Source organism: Bradyrhizobium sp. SZCCT0153 (genome assembly GCF_018129995.1).
Lineage (GTDB): Bacteria > Pseudomonadota > Alphaproteobacteria > Rhizobiales > Xanthobacteraceae > Bradyrhizobium > Bradyrhizobium japonicum_G.
The window spans coordinates 1,516,905-1,533,092 of record NZ_JAFCKS010000001.1 but is presented as its reverse complement, the minus strand read 5'-3'; the positions used below and the strand labels follow the sequence as shown (position 1 = coordinate 1,533,092).

15 protein-coding genes and 1 pseudogene are annotated in these 16,188 nt (G+C 63.9%); 8 read left to right on the top strand and 8 right to left on the bottom strand.

Going from position 1 to position 16,188, the window contains the following annotated elements; genetic code table 11:
- Positions 1–106 precede the first annotated feature (106 nt).
- The 3 genes and pseudogenes from JQ572_RS07400 to JQ572_RS07390 form a co-directional block, all read left to right on the top strand.
- Positions 107–226 (top strand): annotated as a pseudogene (locus JQ572_RS07400) (carbohydrate ABC transporter permease); the annotation flags it as partial.
- Between the two features lie 127 nt (positions 227–353).
- The gene (locus JQ572_RS07395; protein ID WP_211382278.1) at positions 354–1,325 is read left to right on the top strand and encodes an MBL fold metallo-hydrolase; all 972 of its coding nucleotides are present in this window, start codon (positions 354–356) and stop codon (positions 1,323–1,325) included.
- Positions 1,326–1,434: 109 nt separating this feature from the next.
- Positions 1,435–2,790 carry an esterase-like activity of phytase family protein gene (locus tag JQ572_RS07390; RefSeq protein WP_211382277.1) on the top strand — a complete coding sequence of 452 codons (1,356 nt, stop codon included), beginning with the start codon at positions 1,435–1,437 and terminating at the stop codon, positions 2,788–2,790.
- Positions 2,791–2,847: 57 nt separating this feature from the next.
- On the opposite strand, the gene JQ572_RS07385 is transcribed toward JQ572_RS07390, so the two are convergent.
- Entirely contained in the window at positions 2,848–4,527 is a 1,680-nt protein-coding gene (locus tag JQ572_RS07385) for a mucoidy inhibitor MuiA family protein (protein ID WP_211382276.1), read from the bottom strand.
- A 171-nt stretch (positions 4,528–4,698) separates the two neighbouring features.
- Entirely contained in the window at positions 4,699–5,319 is a 621-nt protein-coding gene (locus tag JQ572_RS07380) for a response regulator transcription factor (RefSeq protein ID WP_211382275.1), read from the bottom strand.
- A 205-nt stretch (positions 5,320–5,524) separates the two neighbouring features.
- On the opposite strand from JQ572_RS07380, the gene JQ572_RS07375 reads away from it, so the two are divergent.
- Positions 5,525–6,562 (top strand): AraC family transcriptional regulator, encoded by a 1,038-nt coding sequence (locus JQ572_RS07375; RefSeq protein WP_211382274.1) that lies wholly within the window; start codon positions 5,525–5,527, stop codon positions 6,560–6,562.
- A 2-nt stretch (positions 6,563–6,564) separates the two neighbouring features.
- Here JQ572_RS07375 and JQ572_RS07370 read toward each other — a convergent pair whose 3' ends face one another.
- Entirely contained in the window at positions 6,565–7,776 is a 1,212-nt protein-coding gene (locus tag JQ572_RS07370) for an NnrS family protein (protein ID WP_211382273.1), read from the bottom strand.
- 128 nt (positions 7,777–7,904) lie between these two features.
- On the opposite strand from JQ572_RS07370, the gene JQ572_RS07365 reads away from it, so the two are divergent.
- A complete protein-coding gene (locus JQ572_RS07365; RefSeq protein ID WP_211382272.1) occupies positions 7,905–8,615 on the top strand; it encodes a Crp/Fnr family transcriptional regulator in 711 nt (236 codons plus the stop codon).
- A 111-nt stretch (positions 8,616–8,726) separates the two neighbouring features.
- Here the strand turns inward: JQ572_RS07365 and JQ572_RS07360 are convergent, their stop codons facing one another.
- Both JQ572_RS07360 and hemN read right to left on the bottom strand, forming a co-directional pair.
- A complete protein-coding gene (locus JQ572_RS07360) occupies positions 8,727–8,924 on the bottom strand; it encodes a DUF1858 domain-containing protein (RefSeq protein WP_211382271.1) in 198 nt (65 codons plus the stop codon).
- A 75-nt stretch (positions 8,925–8,999) separates the two neighbouring features.
- On the bottom strand, positions 9,000–10,352 hold the full coding sequence (gene hemN, locus JQ572_RS07355; RefSeq protein WP_211382270.1) for an oxygen-independent coproporphyrinogen III oxidase: 1,353 nt from the start codon (positions 10,350–10,352) through the stop codon (positions 9,000–9,002).
- A gap of 193 nt (positions 10,353–10,545) precedes the next feature.
- Between hemN and JQ572_RS07350 the strand changes: the two genes are divergently transcribed.
- The 3 genes from JQ572_RS07350 (at position 10,546) to JQ572_RS07340 (ending at position 13,017) form a co-directional block, all read left to right on the top strand.
- Complete coding sequence (locus JQ572_RS07350; protein WP_211382269.1) at positions 10,546–10,752, top strand: hypothetical protein; 207 nt, start codon at positions 10,546–10,548, stop codon at positions 10,750–10,752.
- A gap of 234 nt (positions 10,753–10,986) precedes the next feature.
- Positions 10,987–12,084, top strand: coding sequence for a copper-containing nitrite reductase (nirK, locus tag JQ572_RS07345; protein WP_211382268.1), 1,098 nt, complete (start codon positions 10,987–10,989; stop codon positions 12,082–12,084).
- Positions 12,085–12,138: 54 nt separating this feature from the next.
- Positions 12,139–13,017 carry an SUMF1/EgtB/PvdO family nonheme iron enzyme gene (locus JQ572_RS07340; RefSeq protein WP_211382267.1) on the top strand — a complete coding sequence of 293 codons (879 nt, stop codon included), beginning with the start codon at positions 12,139–12,141 and terminating at the stop codon, positions 13,015–13,017.
- A 132-nt stretch (positions 13,018–13,149) separates the two neighbouring features.
- Here the strand turns inward: JQ572_RS07340 and JQ572_RS07335 are convergent, their stop codons facing one another.
- The 3 genes from JQ572_RS07335 to JQ572_RS07325 form a co-directional block, all read right to left on the bottom strand.
- A complete protein-coding gene (locus JQ572_RS07335) occupies positions 13,150–14,343 on the bottom strand; it encodes a hypothetical protein (protein WP_211382266.1) in 1,194 nt (397 codons plus the stop codon).
- A gap of 378 nt (positions 14,344–14,721) precedes the next feature.
- Positions 14,722–15,372 carry a CoA transferase subunit B gene (locus JQ572_RS07330; RefSeq protein WP_211382265.1) on the bottom strand — a complete coding sequence of 217 codons (651 nt, stop codon included), beginning with the start codon at positions 15,370–15,372 and terminating at the stop codon, positions 14,722–14,724.
- A 15-nt stretch (positions 15,373–15,387) separates the two neighbouring features.
- Positions 15,388–16,095: a CoA transferase subunit A gene (locus tag JQ572_RS07325; RefSeq protein WP_211382264.1), complete on the bottom strand. Its 708-nt coding sequence runs from the start codon at positions 16,093–16,095 to the stop codon at positions 15,388–15,390.
- Positions 16,096–16,188: the final 93 nt, after the last annotated feature.

Sequence of the window (16,188 nt, the reverse complement as noted above, 5' to 3'; positions counted from 1 at the left end):
AGACCAAAAAGCTGCCTCGGTGCAGCCGCGCAATGCAGATGGCCGGCAAGCCGTGTTACGGCGGATAACGCTCGACAGGTGATGCGAGGCCCCGGGCACTGCGCCCGTCTATCAATGGGGTGCGCTGATGGCAGGATCGCTGCTCGGCTCGCTGCCGGTTGCGATCTTCCAGTCGCGGCTCGTGGACTACGACGTGTCGTCGCTGACCGGCGCTGTGAAGGAGTAGCGGGCCACCGCACGGAAACTGATCGTGCAATCCTGATAGACTGCTGTCCGCCTTGGTCGCATTTTGCCGCACCATCGGCAGGGCGACCGTGGTGCCATCGAGACTCGCCCCGGAAAGCGAGATTCGCATGGGATCGCCAAATCTCCATTCAATGTCGCGACGCGGATTTTGCTTCTGTTGCGTCGGCGCCGCTGCGTTCGCCGCCACAGGCGGATGGCTCAGCCCCCGACAGGCCTACGCCGAGGCCCGCGGCCTCGTCAGCCTGATCAAGGACAGCGCGGCGACGTCACCGATCAAAACTTACAAGCTGCGCAACAACATCAGCGTGCTCGAAGGATCCGGCGGCAACATCGCCGTGCTCACGGGACCTGACGGCAAGCTTCTGGTCGACGGTGGCATCGGCGTCTCGCGCCCGCAGCTCAGCAAGGCACTAGCCGAGCTTGGCAACGAGCCGATCGCGCATCTCATCAACACGCACTGGCATTTCGACCACGCCGACGGCAATGAATGGCTGAGCGCCGCGGGCGCGAAGATCATTGCGCACGAAAATACCCGCAAGCATCTCTCCAGCATTCAGCGGGTCGAAGACTGGGATTACAATTTCCTGCCTCTCGCGACGAAGGCAGTCCCGACGGAGGTCTTCGCCAAGGAGCATCATCTCAAGATCAACGGCGCATCCATCGCGCTGAAATATAACGGTCCGGCTCATACCGATGGCGACATCTCAGTCGTATTTGCCGAGGCGAACATTCTTCACGCCGGTGACACCTACTGGAACAGCATCTACCCATTCATCGACCATTCGACTGGCGGCAGCATCGGCGGCATGATCGCGGCCTGCGACGCCAATCTGGCGGCCGCCAACAACGACACCATCATCATTACCGGTCACGGCAAGCCCGTAAGCAACAAGGCCGAGCTGCAGGAATTCCGCGACATGCTGGCCGCTATCAGGGACAATGTCGGCAATCTCAAGAAGCAGGGAAGGACACGCGACGAGACGGTCGCCGCCAAGCCGACAGAAGCGTTCGACGCGAGGTGGGGACAATTTCTGATCGACCCCGGCTTCTTCACCAGACTGGTCTACGAGACCGCGTGAGGCGCAGCGCGCGGTAAAGGAATAGCATAACCCTGCGGCGTTTCGCCCGGCATCACAAAACTGCAATGTGCGGTCCGCATAAGACGGCCTCCGATAACAGGAGACGCTCATGCGCGCGACTTTTCTTGGCACCGTCGCAACGATCATTCTCACCGCGAGCGCCGCGCTCGCGCAGAGCGAAGGCGAATTTCCCGCCAAGCTCGCCGGCCACGTGGTGATGCTGGCCGCCACGTTCCTCGAGGCGCCGGCCGACGCCCCCGCCGATCTCAAGACCTCCGCCAAATACACCACCGGCAAGCGCGTCGATGCGCTCGGCACGGTGATGGGCAAGTCCGCGGAGCGTCCGACCGGCGTGTCGCTGCCGTTCAAGGGCCAGCCGCTCCAGGGCCATTCCGGCATCAAGCATATGCCCGACGGCAGCTTCTGGGTGATCACGGACAACGGCATGGGCGCGCGCGCCAACTCGCCGGATTCGATGCTGTACCTCAACCGCTACAAGATGGATTGGGCGAGCGACAAGATCGAGCGACTGGAAACCGTGTTCCTGCACGATCCCGACAGACGCGTGCCGTTCCGCATCGTGCACGAGGACACGCAGACGCGCTACCTCACCGGCTCGGACTTCGACACCGAAGGTTTCCAGATCATCGGCGACACCTTCTGGATCGGCGACGAGTTCGGCCCCTACATCCTGAAGGCCGACAAGACCGGCAAGATCCTCGGGCTGTTCGAGACCGTGGCCGACGGCAAGCCGGTGCGCTCACCCGACAACTGGGCGGTGGCAACGCCCGGCGCACCGGGCGCGACCTACACCAACGTCAACCTCCGACGCTCCAAGGGCTATGAGGGCTTTGCCTCGTACAAGGACGGCAAGTTCCTCTACGGCCTGCTCGAAGGCCCGCTGTGGGACGCCGACAAGAAGGACTGGGAAAAGGTCGACGGCAAGGAAGCCTCCCGCATCCTCGAATTCGACGTCGCCTCCGAAAAATTCACCGGCCGCTACTGGCAGTACGTGTTCGAGCAGAACGGCAATGCCATCGGCGACTTCAACATGATCGATCAGGCCTCAGGCCTCGTCATCGAGCGCGACAATGGCGAAGGCACGGCCGACAAGGCCTGCCCGCAAGGCACCCGCGGCGAGAACTGCTTCCCCGACGTCGCCAAGTTCAAGCGCGTCTACAAGATCGAGCTCTCGGACGCCAATGTCGGCAAACCCGTGCGCAAGGTCGGCTATATCGACCTGATCAAGATCCAGGACCCCGACAAGAAGGCGCGCAAAGCCCTCAACGACGGCGTCTACACCTTCCCGTTCTTCACCATCGAGAACGTCGATCGCGTCGACGAGACCCATATCATCGTCGGCAACGACAACAATCTGCCGTTCTCGTCCAGCCGCGATCCCAACAAGGCCGACGACAACGAGTTCATGCTGCTCGAAGTCGCGGACTTCCTGAAGGCGAAGTAATCGATTGCTATCGCCCACCTCTCCCCGTCCTTGCGGGGGGAGGTGGGCGTGCCGTCATTAACCCGCCGGCACGATCACCATGCTCTTGTCCTTCGGCCAGCGGATGCGCCAGGCGAAATTGATGTCGCGGGCCTCGCCGGGCTTGGCGTCGAACGACCATTCCAGCACGCCGCGCCGGTCGCGGATGTTGCTCGTGGTCGGCGGCGTGGTCGCGGGCAGCATCTCGACGACGATGTCCTCGTTCTCGCTCACCGGCAACTGATCCTCGATTGCGACCTTGATCGGGAAGTCGTGACCGTTGCGGATAGTCGTCTTGAACGAACGCTCGTCGGTCTTCGAGGTCGTGACCAGGAGGCCGGCCGAACCTTCGTTGCGCTTGAGCACCGCGCGCTCGATCTTGACCTTGTCGTCGGCGCCGAAGCCGAGCCGCACGATGTCGTCCTTGGCCGAGGCCGAGAGCTTGCCGCGGCCGACGAAGATTCCGTCGCGATAGATTGCAACCTTGCCCGGCAATAGCGTCGTGTCGTCGGTCTGCTTGAAGCTGGCTTCGAGGAAGGCGGTGGGGTCCATCACCGGTGCCGCACGCACCATGAGATCGGCCGGCACGTTCATCGAAGCGATGCGCAGGCTCTTGGCGCCCTCGGCGGCGCCGAGGCTGACACGTCCGGGAACTTTGAATGTCGCCTGGAAGCCGCCGATCTCGGCAACCGCCTGCTGCTCGTCGGCGCGCTCGCGGATATCGTCGGCCGCCTTGGCCGCGAAAGATTCCACCTTTCGCTGCAGCATTGGCGCCGCCGCAGGCATTGCGGTATCAGAGACCGACCCCAGCGCCCGCGGCTTCGGCACCTGCGGATACTGCGCAACCAGCGAGTTCAGCTCCGGCGCGCTGCCGCCGCGGCCGATGCGGACCGTGGAAACGCCGAGCGTGACGTTCGACCAGTCCTCGCCGGTCGACTGCGTCACCTCGGCGCGCCGAACCAGCTCGAGCTGCGGCTTGCGGTCCTTGGCGCCGGTGTCGAGCCGGGCGTCGTAGAGCGGCATCCAGCGGGCATTGCGCACCGCGTAGGTTACCCGCAGCGTTGCCTTGGTCGCTGCTGCCGAGGCGACGTCGATCCGCACCTCGAGCTTGCTTGGCGGCTTGGCGGAGCGCTCGGCGTCCAACTGCGCGATCTGGCGATCGATCTCGCGCTGCTTTCGCGTGGCGTCACGGATCGCAGTGTCGGCGGTCGCGATCTCCTCACCGACTGCGCCGAACGCCGCCCGCCATTCGGTGATCGGACGGGCCTCGCCTTTCTCGCCGAGGCCGACAGGGGACACTTCGGCAAAGCGCTGGGCGAATTTGCGCCGCGCGACCGCCGCATCGATTGCTCCCTGCAAATCGGCGCGCTCGTCCTTGAGCGTTTCGATGCGTTTGTCGAGTTCGGAGAGGTTGACCGGCGGCGCGGCACGGGGCGGCCGCGCATCGATCGTTCCGATGGTCAGCTTGGCGCCCGCCTCGCCCTCGACACGAAGGGAGGACGGATCGAGCGAGAGCGGAAAATCCTTGGCGACCAGCGTTGAGTCGCCGGAGGCTAGGTCCAGCGCGATGATGCGGGTGACGGTGGCGCCGTCGGGATAGACGGTGACGGTGTCGATGGCCGATGTGGCGTCCACATCGGCGGCCCATGACGGCAACGCGACCGCATTGGTCACCAGGACCAGGCTCGTCGTCGCCAGATATTTCGCGATGGTGCGCATGAAATTCCTCCCTGCCGGTATCGCTGCGCCGCCAGCCGGACGCGCGAAAAGATGCCTCGCCATCGTGGTGAGACGCGGCAGGGAAGGAACTGGTTCGATTGGGGTTTCCGTGGGGCGCCGCTGCGGCGGCACCATGGCCCCGGAACGCATCGTCGTTCCGCGGCCAACCCTTCAGGCCTGTGTGGGCGAACCCTGGCCGAAGATGCGGCGGAGCAGATCGGTTACGTTCCTGGCGCCGGCCTTCTTCAGGATGCCGGCGCGGTAGCCCTCGACCGTCCGTGTGCTGAGATGCATGCGCCGGGCGATCTCCTTGTTGGTCAGGCCGGCCGCGAGATGTTCGAGCACGTCGCCTTCACGCGAGGTCAGGGGCTCGCAGCCGGGCAGCCAGCGCTGCCGGTTCGAGCCGGGCTGCGCGAACTCGTCGATGGCGGCGTCGATCCGGCCGACGATGTCATGGGTGCGGAACGGCTTCTCGATGAAGTCGGCCGCGCCGCGCTTGATGGCGTCGACCGCCATGGCGATGCTGCCGTTCGCCGACGTCACCAGCACCGGCGCCATGCAGTTTTCCTCGCGCAGGCGCTTGAGCACGTCGAGGCCGGAGCGATCGGGCGGCAGTTCCAGGAGAACGCAGGCCGGCATCCGCGCCTTGGCTTCCGAGAGCAGAGACGCACCGTCGGCAAAGCAGATCACGTCATAGGCGCTCTGTTGGAGCGCGTTTGAAAGTTGTTCGCGGGAGGCGGCGTCGGTGTCGATGACGAATACCTCACCCTTGGAAACCATGTTCCCCGGCATAATCCCGATCCAATAATGTGTTGGTCAAATGGCCCGAGACGGCCGCGGGCCCCATCGCCCTTTCGTGCCGTCGTGAGCACGGGCATTCCCGCCAGTGCTTCGGTTTCCGATATGTATGTTCCGCCCTGTTCCCGGATTTGACGGATCGGGACAGAAACTTTACATTTCGGGACATCTGCGGGAATGGCTGACCGGAAGGGTTCGCATGGCCGACCTCATTCGCAGCGCAGGTTTGAGCTATTACCCGGAGGTCGCCCGGTCGGTCGGACTCGACCCGAAGCAGATGATGCGCAAGGTCAGGCTGCCGCTGGCCTGCCTCGACAAGCCCGATACGCCTATCGCTGTCACAGGTCTCCGACGCCTGCTTGAATTGTCGGCAGAGGCGTCCGGGGCCGAAGATTTCGGCTTGCGGCTTGCCGAGCGCGGCGGACTGACCAATTTCGGCGCGGTCGGTTTGATCGTGCGCGAACAGGCGACCGTCGGCGAAGCCATCGAGGCGTTCTCGCGCTTCATCCATGTCCATCACGAGGGCATGAAGCTCGACGTCATCAGGGACAAGCAGACTGTGACCGTCACGCTGCATCTGCGCGGCCGGCAGCCGACCGCACCACGCCAGTCGATCGACATGGCGCTCGGCAGCGTCCACCGCATCATCCAGTCGCTGTTCGGCAGCGATTGGCGGCCTCAGGAAGTGCATCTGCATTATCCCCCGCCGCACGACCGCAAGCGCTACCGCGAGTTCTACGGCTGCCGTGTGATCTTCAACGCGGAGGACGATTCGATCCTGCTGTCGGCACACGACATGGAGCGCCGGATCCCGAGCGCGCATCCGCTGATCGCGAGCTATCTGCGCAAGCGCATCGAGGCGATCGAAACCCGGCCGGCAAGCTGGGAGGAGAAGGTCGACGAGGTCGTGCGCATCCTGCTCGCGAGCGGTGACTGCACAGTCGAACGTGTTGCCGAGCACCTCGCCTGCACCCGCCGCACCATCCACCGACACCTTGCCGAAGCCGGCACCAGTTTCTCCGCGATCCTCGACGCGCAGCGAGCCGATCTGGTGATCCAGCTGATCGAAGACCCCGACCGGCCGCTGGCGGATGTCGCCGGACAGCTTGGCTTCTCCGCACAGAGCGCGATGGCCCGCTGGTTTCGCGGCCATTTCGGCTGCACCATCACCGAATGGCGGCGTGGCGTGCGGCCGCTGCCGAAGCCGGACAAGGTGCCCTCGGCGAGCGCGGCTTAGGATCAGCGTGCCGGAGCGGGCACGCCGATGACCGCGAGCGCGCGCCGGCGACTGCCGGCGAGCAGCGGGCCGAACGCGATGGCAAAGCCGAGGAACGCGACGATCCAGCCGCAGGCGGCAATGTGCAGCAGCGCATCGCTGTGCGCCGGCAACACCACCGCAGCGACACGCGCCAGCGCCGCCACAATAATCGCAAGGTAGATGCCCTGGGTCGCCGGTGATGCCGTCAGCGCCTGCCCGGTATGGCCGAGGCTCGCGCGCGTCATCACCGCGAGCGTCATGGTCCCAGCCGCGCCCGCCATCCAGGCATGAATCCCCGCGCTCGGCGGCAACGCGCCGAAGGCAGCCGAGGCGTGCAGCAGGAAACCGATCGGCACGAAGACATAGCCGACATGCAGGATCAGGAGCAGCCGCTCGCGGGTGGTGCGGTCGCCAGCCCAGCGCGCAAGCCGCACCAGATGCAACACACCGACGAACGCCATCACGATACCGGTGACGGCATTCAGCGGCGCCACGATCCATGCGATGAGCGCGAGCGCGCTGCACCCGATCACTGCGCCGTCAAAACGTCCGAACGGCACCGGCAGGCGGCCGGGATTGAACTTGACCAGCCAGTTGCGGGTGAAGCTCGGGATGATGCGGCCGCCGATCAGCGAGATCAGCAGCACGACCACGCCGATGCCGACGCGGATGCTGACATCGGCGGCGCCCTCGAAGTGGGCTTCGAGATGAAAGGCGACATTTCCGGTCAGCAGCACGAGCACCAGCACCACCACGGGCAAATTGCGCCAGTTGCCGCCGGCGACGATCTCGCGCGTTGCGGCCGCGACAACCAGCGTCAGGAAGGCGGCATCGACGACAAGCGCAAACGCCCAGCCGACATCGGCGGACAAGGTCACCGCAGCGCGGCCGGCGAGCCAGACCACCAGCAACGCGCCCAGCGAGGTACCCTGGATCGGCAGCCGCCCGGTCCAGTTCGGGATCGCCGTGAACAGAAACCCGGTGATCACCGCCGGCAGGAAACCGTAGAGCATCTCGTGGACATGCCAGTCGCGCGGCGCGAAGGCGGATGTCACCGACAGTTCGCCATAGAACATCGGCAGCCAGACCAGGATCGACAGCCCGGCCTGGATCGTGCCGAGCAGGAAAAAGGGCCGAAAGCTGTTCGCAAACAGCGGCCAGCCCTCGAAGGTGCGGGATCGGGCGCCAGCCATGGGACTACTCCTGTGAATTCGGATCGTTGCCTGGAAAAATACTGCCGCCCGCCCGGCCCGTTTTGCGCTATCGCAAACTGCCAGGCGATTGCAGGTGCCATCACACTCCCGAGTGCCAAGGAGGCAGAATGGCCAAGGTCGACGCATCGCTGGTTGCGCATTTGCCGCTGTTCGGGGGCGTCAAGCCGGAGGACCTCGAGGAGATCCTGCGCGAGGCCCGCTCGGCGCGCTATTCCAGGAACAGCGCCGTTTTCGAGCAGGGCGCGGACGCGCAATCCTTCTTCCTGCTGCTGCACGGCCATGTCCGCGCGGCCAAGACCACGCCGACCGGCGAGCAGATCGTGGTCCGCTATGTTGCGCCGGGCGAAACGTTCGGTCTCGCGATGGCGATCGGAGCTTCGCGCTATCCGGCCACTGCGATCGCGGTCGACGACAGCGTGGTGCTGATCTGGCCGACTTCCGCCTGGCCGCGGTTGGTCGAGCGGTTTCCCTCGCTCGCCGCCAACACGCTTCAGACCGTCGGCGTGCGGCTCCAGGAGAGCCACACCCGAATCCTGGAAATGTCGACCCAGCAGGTCGAGCAGCGCGTCGCGCATGCGCTGCTGCGGCTCGCCAAGCAGTCCGGCAAAAAACTCGACCATGGCATCGAGATCGACTTCCCGATCAGCCGCCAGGACATCGCACAGATGACCGGCACCACGCTGCACACCGTCAGCCGCATCCTGAGCGGCTGGGAACAGCAGGGCCTGGTCGAGAGCGGCCGCCAGCGCATCATCCTGCGCGATCCGCATGGGATCGTCGTTCTGGCGGAGCGAAACCCCGACAGCGGCGCGGCCTGAGAGCAGCACCGGGACGTCTCCCTGAAGCTCGGGGTGAGAGGCGCTCCGCTTGCGGCGAAGCTATCCCTCACCCGGGAATCCGCGCGCGACCCGCGCGAATTCCAAGCCGCTTCACGCCGGCACGCAATCACACAGCGCAGCGAGGAATTTGTCGCGGTCGATGCCATGCTCGCGGCAGGCGTCATCCACTGTGTGGAACGTTGCGATTGGACAGCCGACACAAGCCATCCTGAAGGCGAGAAACACGCGGATCGTGTGCGGCGCCGTGCGCATGATGTCATCGACCAGATCGTCGGAATCAAAAGGCATGGACAACTCCGTTCTGGACCGACGATAGCGGAGCGGGCCGGAGTTTCTTTGTCGAGGCGCAAGCTGGCGCGAGAACTACACCGCCCTGCTATGCAACTGCTTTCCCGGATCCAGGTGCGCGTCGAACGCGGCCGCGACGCTGCGGACCAGGAAGCGCGAATCCTTTGCGACTGCGATGCGGTCGCCGTCCAGCCTCACGACACCGTCAGAAATCAGCGGCTTCAGCCGGGACGCGGATTTCAGCATCGCCCCTGCCTCTGCACCATGGCGCGCACAGATGTCGCCGAGATCGGCGCTGAACTCGCACATGATGCGTTCGATGATGTCGGCACGCAGCCGATCGTCGTCGGTGAGCCCATAACCCTTGGCGGTGGCGAGGCAGCCGGCGGCAATGCTCTGCGCATAGGCGCCGATCTGCACCTCGTTCTGGACATAGCCCTGCGGCAGATGTCCGATCGCGCTCGCGCCGAAACCAAGCAGAACCTCGCCCTTGTCGGTGGTATAGCCCTGGAAATTGCGCCTCAGCGTCCGTTCCTCGAACGCCACGGCCATGGCGTCGCCGGGCCGCGCGAAATGATCGAGACCGATCTGGATGTAACCGGCCTCCTTCAGCGCGTTGGCGATCGCGCAGGCCTGGTCGTGGCGGGCAAGGCCGTCGGGCAGCACGGCCTCGTTGATCAGGCGCTGGTGCTTCTTGAAATCAGGCACGTGCGCGTAGCCGAACACCGAGAAGCGATCGGGCGCGAGCGCCAGGCTGCGTCGGACGGTATCCAGGCACGAGGCGACGGATTGATGGGGCAGCCCGTAGATCAGGTCGAAATTGAGTCCCTCGATCCCGGCGCTCCTGAGCATGTCGACAACGCAGGCCGTCTGCTCGAAGCTCTGCACGCGGTTGATCGCACGTTGCACGACCGGATCGAAGCTCTGCACACCAAGGCTCGCGCGATTGACGCCGGAGAGCCGCATGGCCTCGACCATGCCGGCGGTCAATGTACGGGGATCGATCTCGACCGCGATCTCGGCCGAAGGCAGCACGAAGAAAGCCTGGCGCATCGCCGCCATCAGTTCGGCAAAGGCCTCCGGCGCCATGATCGTCGGCGTGCCGCCGCCGAAATGGATGTGCTCGACCCTGATGCGGCGACCAATGGTCTCTGCGACCTGCGCGATCTCGCTGCGCAACGTCCGCTGATAGGCCGCAATGAGCTCGTCGCGGCGGACGATCTGGGTGTGGCAGCCGCAATACCAGCACATTTCGCGGCAGAACGGCACGTGCAGATAAAGCGATGCGCTGGCTCCCGCCGGGAGTCTGGCGAGCCACTCTGCATAAGTCTGCGGACCGACCGCGGTCGAAAAGTGCGGTGCGGTCGGATAGCTCGTGTAGCGCGGCAGACGTTCCTCGCCGTAGCTTGCTGCGAGATCAGTCCTCATGTCCTGCCCATTCGTAAATTCATGCCGCGCAGTGGCGCGGCAAATGCCGATGGCACTGGATTACCCGTTTTCGGACCGGGCACCTTGCGCTCGCTCAAAGTCGGAGCGTCGGATCGGAGCCATGGTGGCGTCCAATCACGTTCCCTGGCGACAAGCCATTACCTGGATATAAGCCATTCTTTGGAGACAAGCCTTGGCGCCGTTCGTGCTCGATCTCGTTCTCTGGCTCACCGGCGTTCGCGGCCGCATTCCGCGTTTCGACGATTACCAGCCCGTACCCGCAACGCCCGCCGCCGGCGCTGGTCATATCGTCCGGATCCTGACGATTACGGCTGCGGTCCTTACCGCATTGTCACTCGCGGTCTGGGGCCTGGTCTGGATTGCGATCCAGCTTTACTAATCGACGACCATGCATTCACGATCGTGCGCATCTGAACATGCGAACGATTTGCTGCCGGCGCGGCCGACGTCGCGCGAGACGTCCGTCGCATTGCCGATGAGATCTTCGGCAAATGTCTTTGGGACTTTACCGGAGGCGAATCCGGCCAAAGCTTGTCGCAGCGCAAACACCCTTGCCGCAACAGGCGCACACTGCATCCGTCATCAAAACCCTTTCACATGAAGGATGCTTCCGATGTTCACCCGCAGAGCCGCATTGATCAGCGCCGCCGTGACCGCGCTGATGTTGGCGACCCCCGCTTTGGCCGCCGATGATCTCAAACTGCCACGTCAGAAAGTCGAGCTGGTCGCGCCGCCCTTCGTCCACGCGCACGAGCAGGCGACCAAGCAAGGTCCCAAGATCGTGGAGTTCAAGCTCACGATCGAGGAGAAGAAGGTCGTCATCGACGAGAAAGGCACCACCTTCCAGGCGATGACCTTCAACGGCTCGATGCCGGGACCGCTGATGGTGGTACACGAGGGCGACTACGTCGAAACGACGCTGGTCAATCCCGCGACCAACACCATGCCGCACAACATCGACTTCCATTCCGCGACCGGTGCGCTCGGCGGCGGCGCGCTCACCCTGATCAATCCCGGCGAGCAGGTCGTGCTGCGCTGGAAGGCGACCAAGACCGGCGTGTTCGTCTATCACTGCGCACCCGGCGGCCCGATGATCCCCTGGCACGTCGTCTCCGGCATGAACGGTGCCGTGATGGTGCTGCCGCGCGACGGATTGAACGACGGCAAGGGTCACGCGCTGAAATACGACAAGGTCTACTACATCGGCGAGCAGGACATGTACGTACCGCGTGACGAGAAAGGCAATTTCAAGTCCTACGACTCGCCGGGCGAAGCCTTCACCGACACCGAAGAGGTCATGAAGAAACTGATCCCCTCCCATGTCGTGTTCAACGGCAAGGCCGGCGCGCTCACCGGCAAGAATGCGCTCACCGCCAATGTCGGCGAGAACGTGCTGATCGTGCATTCGCAGGCCAATCGCGACAGCCGCCCGCATCTGATCGGCGGCCATGGCGACTATGTCTGGGAGACCGGCAAATTCGGCAATGCACCCGAAGTCGGACTCGAGACCTGGTTCATCCGCGGCGGCTCGGCGGGAGCTGCGATGTACAAGTTCATGCAGCCCGGCATCTACGCCTATGTCACGCACAATCTGATCGAGGCCGCCGACCTCGGCGCCACCGCGCACTTCAAGGTGGAAGGCAAGTGGAACGACGATCTGATGACCCAGGTGAAGGCGCCTGTGGAAATACCGGCTCCGAACACCAACTAAGCGCGACAAGGGGCCGGTGGATCACCGGCCCCTTTTTCCTTTCGGGGGACGACCATGCTGATCGCATTCAAGCTGAAACTGGTACTGGCCTGCGCTGCCGGACTTGCAGGGCCGATCGCGGTGGCGCCGCTGGTCTCGGACATGGCGGTCCGCGGCACGGCGGCGGAGCCCGTCATCGTCAGGGTCGCGCCGGGCGGCCTGTCCTATCGCGAGGCCGGCGATTTCACGCGTGCCGGGCGGCAGGCGGAAGCGCCGCTGCGCGCGATGCGCTTCGAGCGACCACTTCACATCATGCGACATCAGGTCTCGTCATCCGACTATCAGATGTGCGTGCATGATGGCGCCTGCCGCGTGCTCGATCGCGGCGTGGCGATCGCCCCCGATCGGCCCGCGGTGCAGGTGAACTGGTACGATGCCGAGGCCTATGCGGGCTGGCTGTCGCGCAAGACCGGGCACCACTACCGCCTGCCGAGCGACGCAGAATGGGCCTTTGCGGCGGGAGCCCGGTTCAAGGACGACGGCGTGACCGTCGACGCGGACGATCCCTCGAAACGCTGGATCAGCCGCTATGAGCGCGAATCCGAGAGCGATCCGTTCGACACCACGGCCTATCCGTTCGGCAAGTTCGGCCCGAACGAGCACGGCATCGAAGATCTCGCCGGCAATGTCTGGGAGTGGACCTCGACCTGCTTCGTGCGCTCGCGCGTCGACGAGGCCGGCAATGCCGGCCGCCCGACCGTGAACTGCGGCGTGCGCGTCGCCGAAGGCGCGCACCGCGCCTACGTCACCGATTTCATCCGCGACGCCCGCGCCGGCGGCTGCGCACAAGGCGTGCCACCCGCCAATCTCGGCTTCCGCCTGGTCCGCGAAGAGCCGTCGTGGGTCGCGAGCGTGTCGGCGCGATGGAGCAAGGCGTGGGCGGCGAGGTCGTAACGGCCAACTGGTTGCGACGGACATCCAGGATGCTGGAGCATGATCCGGAAAAGCGCGAAGAGACTTTCGAAAAGGTCACGCTCAAACAATACCCTGAAGCGCGATGACGATTCATCCCCGTCTCATCGCGCTTTAGAACAATATCCCGATCAGCTTCTTCAAAATCTCTTCCAACGACATCATGGTGAGCACCAGCGGCGCTAACGGCGCGACCGTTACGGCCGCGAGCTGAAGGATCGCTTCCTTGGAAAAAGGCATGACGCGCATCGTCCGCACGATCTCGTAGCTGTTGCCGAGATCGGCGAGCGACTGGATGTCGGCGCTGCCGATCAGGGGTTCCTCGGCAGGTGCGCCATCGCGCAGCCACTTTTCATCGAACTCCCGTACGTAACGTTCTGCGAGCGAGCCATACTCGCGTTTTCCGATGCGCTTCACCCGAGCAAGCTGCGGCGAGAACACGAGGAAGGGACCAAGGATCAAGCATATGAGAAAGACAACCAGGACAACGATTTCAAGCATGAAAGAAGGCAGCGTAGCTCCCAGGTGGTAGATGCGATTGCCGAGCAATCCCGCCAGCAATGCGCCGTGCGCAACGAGGAGCGGGACAAACGCATAGACCGTCTCGGATAGAAACCCCAAGCCGCCGACACGATCGGGATGCGTGGGCACCAAGCTCAAACGAATGCGCGAGACCTGCCAGAGAAAGCGCATCCATATGAATATTCGAAAATACCAGCGGCACAGCAGGAATTGGAAGATCGGCAAGCTGACGTAGCCGTACCAGATTCCTGCAAACGAGAGCGTAGAGCCAGCGGCGACGGGGCTCGCATACCATGTCGGTGCATCGAGCGTGAAATAGTGACGCCAAATGATCATGACGCCGGCGATGTACACAACTCCGAGAAGCAATACCTCGGCGAGCGCTGAGTTTCGCAATCGAAACTCCGAAGCAATGACGGCCTTGAATTGCCCAATGGCGTGCTCGGGAATCAGATTTCGCTCCAGAAATTCGACGACCAGAAATCGCATGCGGTGATGCACGACAAGCTCGGCGACGACCAAAAGAGGCATTGCCACCAGGAACCGAGTATAGACTTCGAGGTCCAGCAAGAATGGCACGCTCACGCTGCTACCGAACGCCTTGCCGTCCAACGCCGAAAGGATCAAGAGCGGCAGCCAAGCCGACAACGAGAACACGACGATGCGCTGGCGCACCAGCGTCATCGCGTCGTCGGACAGATGTGCCCGACGCAGAAGCTGAAAGAGCGGGCCGCCCAGGACGAGTGAGAACTCGCCAAAATCCGGCAACACACGATCGCGGCGCATCAATTCTGGCTCACTCAGGAAGTCTGCTGAGGAAAATTATGCTGACCGCGCCATATGCGATTGATCTAGCTCAACAGCTCAGGCCCTGATGCCATTCTGACGTGCGAGAAGGGGGAGCAATGTCGACGGCTCCCGTCCGTCATTGCGAGCGACCTGCCCGCGCGGCGACATTCATGAGATGTGCCACCAGGGCCCGGTACGGGCGACAGCGATCTGCGCGATGACGTCGCGGCACTGCGCATCGGGCCAGCCGAGGGCAATGTCGAACCAGCCGCGCCGCGTTGGTCCGCGTTACGCGGACAGAATTGCGGAGACGATGAAACCGGCGTCGTCGGGACGCGCAGACCGTATCGTCATGCGCGCCCCTTCGCGAAGACCTTAGGTGTTCTTCAGCGAGACGCGGAATTCGGCTTCGGTCTTGGACTTGACCTCGTCGAGCGAGACGCCCTCGGCCAGCTCGATCAGCGCCATGCCGCCGTCACCGTGCTTGTCGATGGTGAAGACGGCCAGGTCGGTCACGACCATGTCGACCACGCGCTCGCCGGTCAGCGGCAGATTGCACTGCTTCAGCAGCTTGGCGCCGTCCTTGGCCGAATGCTCCATCACCACGACGACGCGCTTGACGCCGGCAACGAGATCCATCGCACCGCCCATGCCCTTGACCATCTTGCCGGGGATCATCCAGTTGGCGAGATCGCCGTTCTGGGCCACCTGCATGGCGCCGAGGATCGACAGATCCATGTGGCCGCCGCGGATCATGCCGAAGGAATCCGCGCTCGAGAAATACGAGGTCGACGGCAGCTCGCTCACGGTCTGCTTGCCGGCGTTGATGAGGTCGGCGTCCTCTTCGCCCTCATAGGGGAACGGGCCCATGCCGAGCATGCCGTTCTCGCTCTGGAGACTGACGTCCATGCCGTCCGGGATGTAGTTCGAGACCAGCGTCGGGATGCCGATGCCGAGATTGACGTAGTAGCCGTCACGCAGTTCCTTCGCGGCGCGCGCGGCCATCTGTTCACGGGTCCAGGCCATCTTACTCTCCTGATCTCAAGCTGCCGTGCGCGGGCGGGTGTTGCGGAATTCGATGCGCTTCTTGGCCGTGCCGACCTCGACGATGCGCTTTACGAAAAGACCGGGCGTGTGAATGTGGTCGGGATCGAGTTCACCCGCCGGAACAAGGTGCTCGACCTCGGCAACCGTGACCTTGGCGGCGGTCGCCATCATCGGGTTAAAGTTGCGCGCGGTCTTGCGGTAGATCAGGTTGCCGGCGGTATCGCCCTTCCAGGCGTGCACGATGGCGAGATCGGCGAACAGGCCGCGCTCCATCAGGTACTTCTGCCCGTCGAATTCCTTCACTTCCTTGCCCTCGGCGATCAACGTGCCGACGCCGGTCTTGGTGTAGAAGGCCGGAATGCCGGCACCGCCGGCGCGGATGCGCTCGGCCAGCGTGCCCTGCGGGTTGAATTCGAGTTCCAGCTCGCCGGCGAGGAATTGCTGGGCAAACAGCTTGTTCTCGCCGACATAGGACGAGATCATCTTCTTGATCTGCCGGGTTTCCAGCAGGCGGCTGAGCCCGATGCCGTCCACGCCGGCATTGTTGGAGACCACCGTCAGGCCCTTGACGCCGGACTCGCGGATCGCGTCCGACAATTCCTCGGCGATGCCGCAGAGGCCGAAGCCGCCCGACATAATCATCATGTTGTCTTTCAGAACGCCCGCGAGAGCCGACTTGGCGTCGGGATAGACCTTGTTCATGCAAATAACCTTCGAGTGAACCTTCGGCTTGCAGGCGTCGCGCCTTATTGGCGGCGATTATTAGGCGAAATCGTCCGAAGCCGTCAATGATAC

What these genes read in the sequence shown, in the direction of transcription:
- JQ572_RS07395 (WP_211382278.1), top strand. Translation starts at nt 354, where the DNA reads ATGGGATCGCCAAATCTCCATTCAATGTCGCGACGCGGATTTTGCTTC.
- JQ572_RS07390 (WP_211382277.1), top strand. Translation starts at nt 1,435, where the DNA reads ATGCGCGCGACTTTTCTTGGCACCGTCGCAACGATCATTCTCACCGCG.
- JQ572_RS07385 (WP_211382276.1), bottom strand. Translation starts at nt 4,527, where the DNA reads ATGCGCACCATCGCGAAATATCTGGCGACGACGAGCCTGGTCCTGGTG.
- JQ572_RS07380 (WP_211382275.1), bottom strand. Translation starts at nt 5,319, where the DNA reads ATGCCGGGGAACATGGTTTCCAAGGGTGAGGTATTCGTCATCGACACC.
- JQ572_RS07375 (WP_211382274.1), top strand. Translation starts at nt 5,525, where the DNA reads ATGGCCGACCTCATTCGCAGCGCAGGTTTGAGCTATTACCCGGAGGTC.
- JQ572_RS07370 (WP_211382273.1), bottom strand. Translation starts at nt 7,776, where the DNA reads ATGGCTGGCGCCCGATCCCGCACCTTCGAGGGCTGGCCGCTGTTTGCG.
- JQ572_RS07365 (WP_211382272.1), top strand. Translation starts at nt 7,905, where the DNA reads ATGGCCAAGGTCGACGCATCGCTGGTTGCGCATTTGCCGCTGTTCGGG.
- JQ572_RS07360 (WP_211382271.1), bottom strand. Translation starts at nt 8,924, where the DNA reads ATGCCTTTTGATTCCGACGATCTGGTCGATGACATCATGCGCACGGCG.
- hemN (WP_211382270.1), bottom strand. Translation starts at nt 10,352, where the DNA reads ATGAGGACTGATCTCGCAGCAAGCTACGGCGAGGAACGTCTGCCGCGC.
- nirK (WP_211382268.1), top strand. Translation starts at nt 10,987, where the DNA reads ATGTTCACCCGCAGAGCCGCATTGATCAGCGCCGCCGTGACCGCGCTG.
- JQ572_RS07340 (WP_211382267.1), top strand. Translation starts at nt 12,139, where the DNA reads ATGCTGATCGCATTCAAGCTGAAACTGGTACTGGCCTGCGCTGCCGGA.
- JQ572_RS07335 (WP_211382266.1), bottom strand. Translation starts at nt 14,343, where the DNA reads ATGCGCCGCGATCGTGTGTTGCCGGATTTTGGCGAGTTCTCACTCGTC.
- JQ572_RS07330 (WP_211382265.1), bottom strand. Translation starts at nt 15,372, where the DNA reads ATGGCCTGGACCCGTGAACAGATGGCCGCGCGCGCCGCGAAGGAACTG.
- JQ572_RS07325 (WP_211382264.1), bottom strand. Translation starts at nt 16,095, where the DNA reads ATGAACAAGGTCTATCCCGACGCCAAGTCGGCTCTCGCGGGCGTTCTG.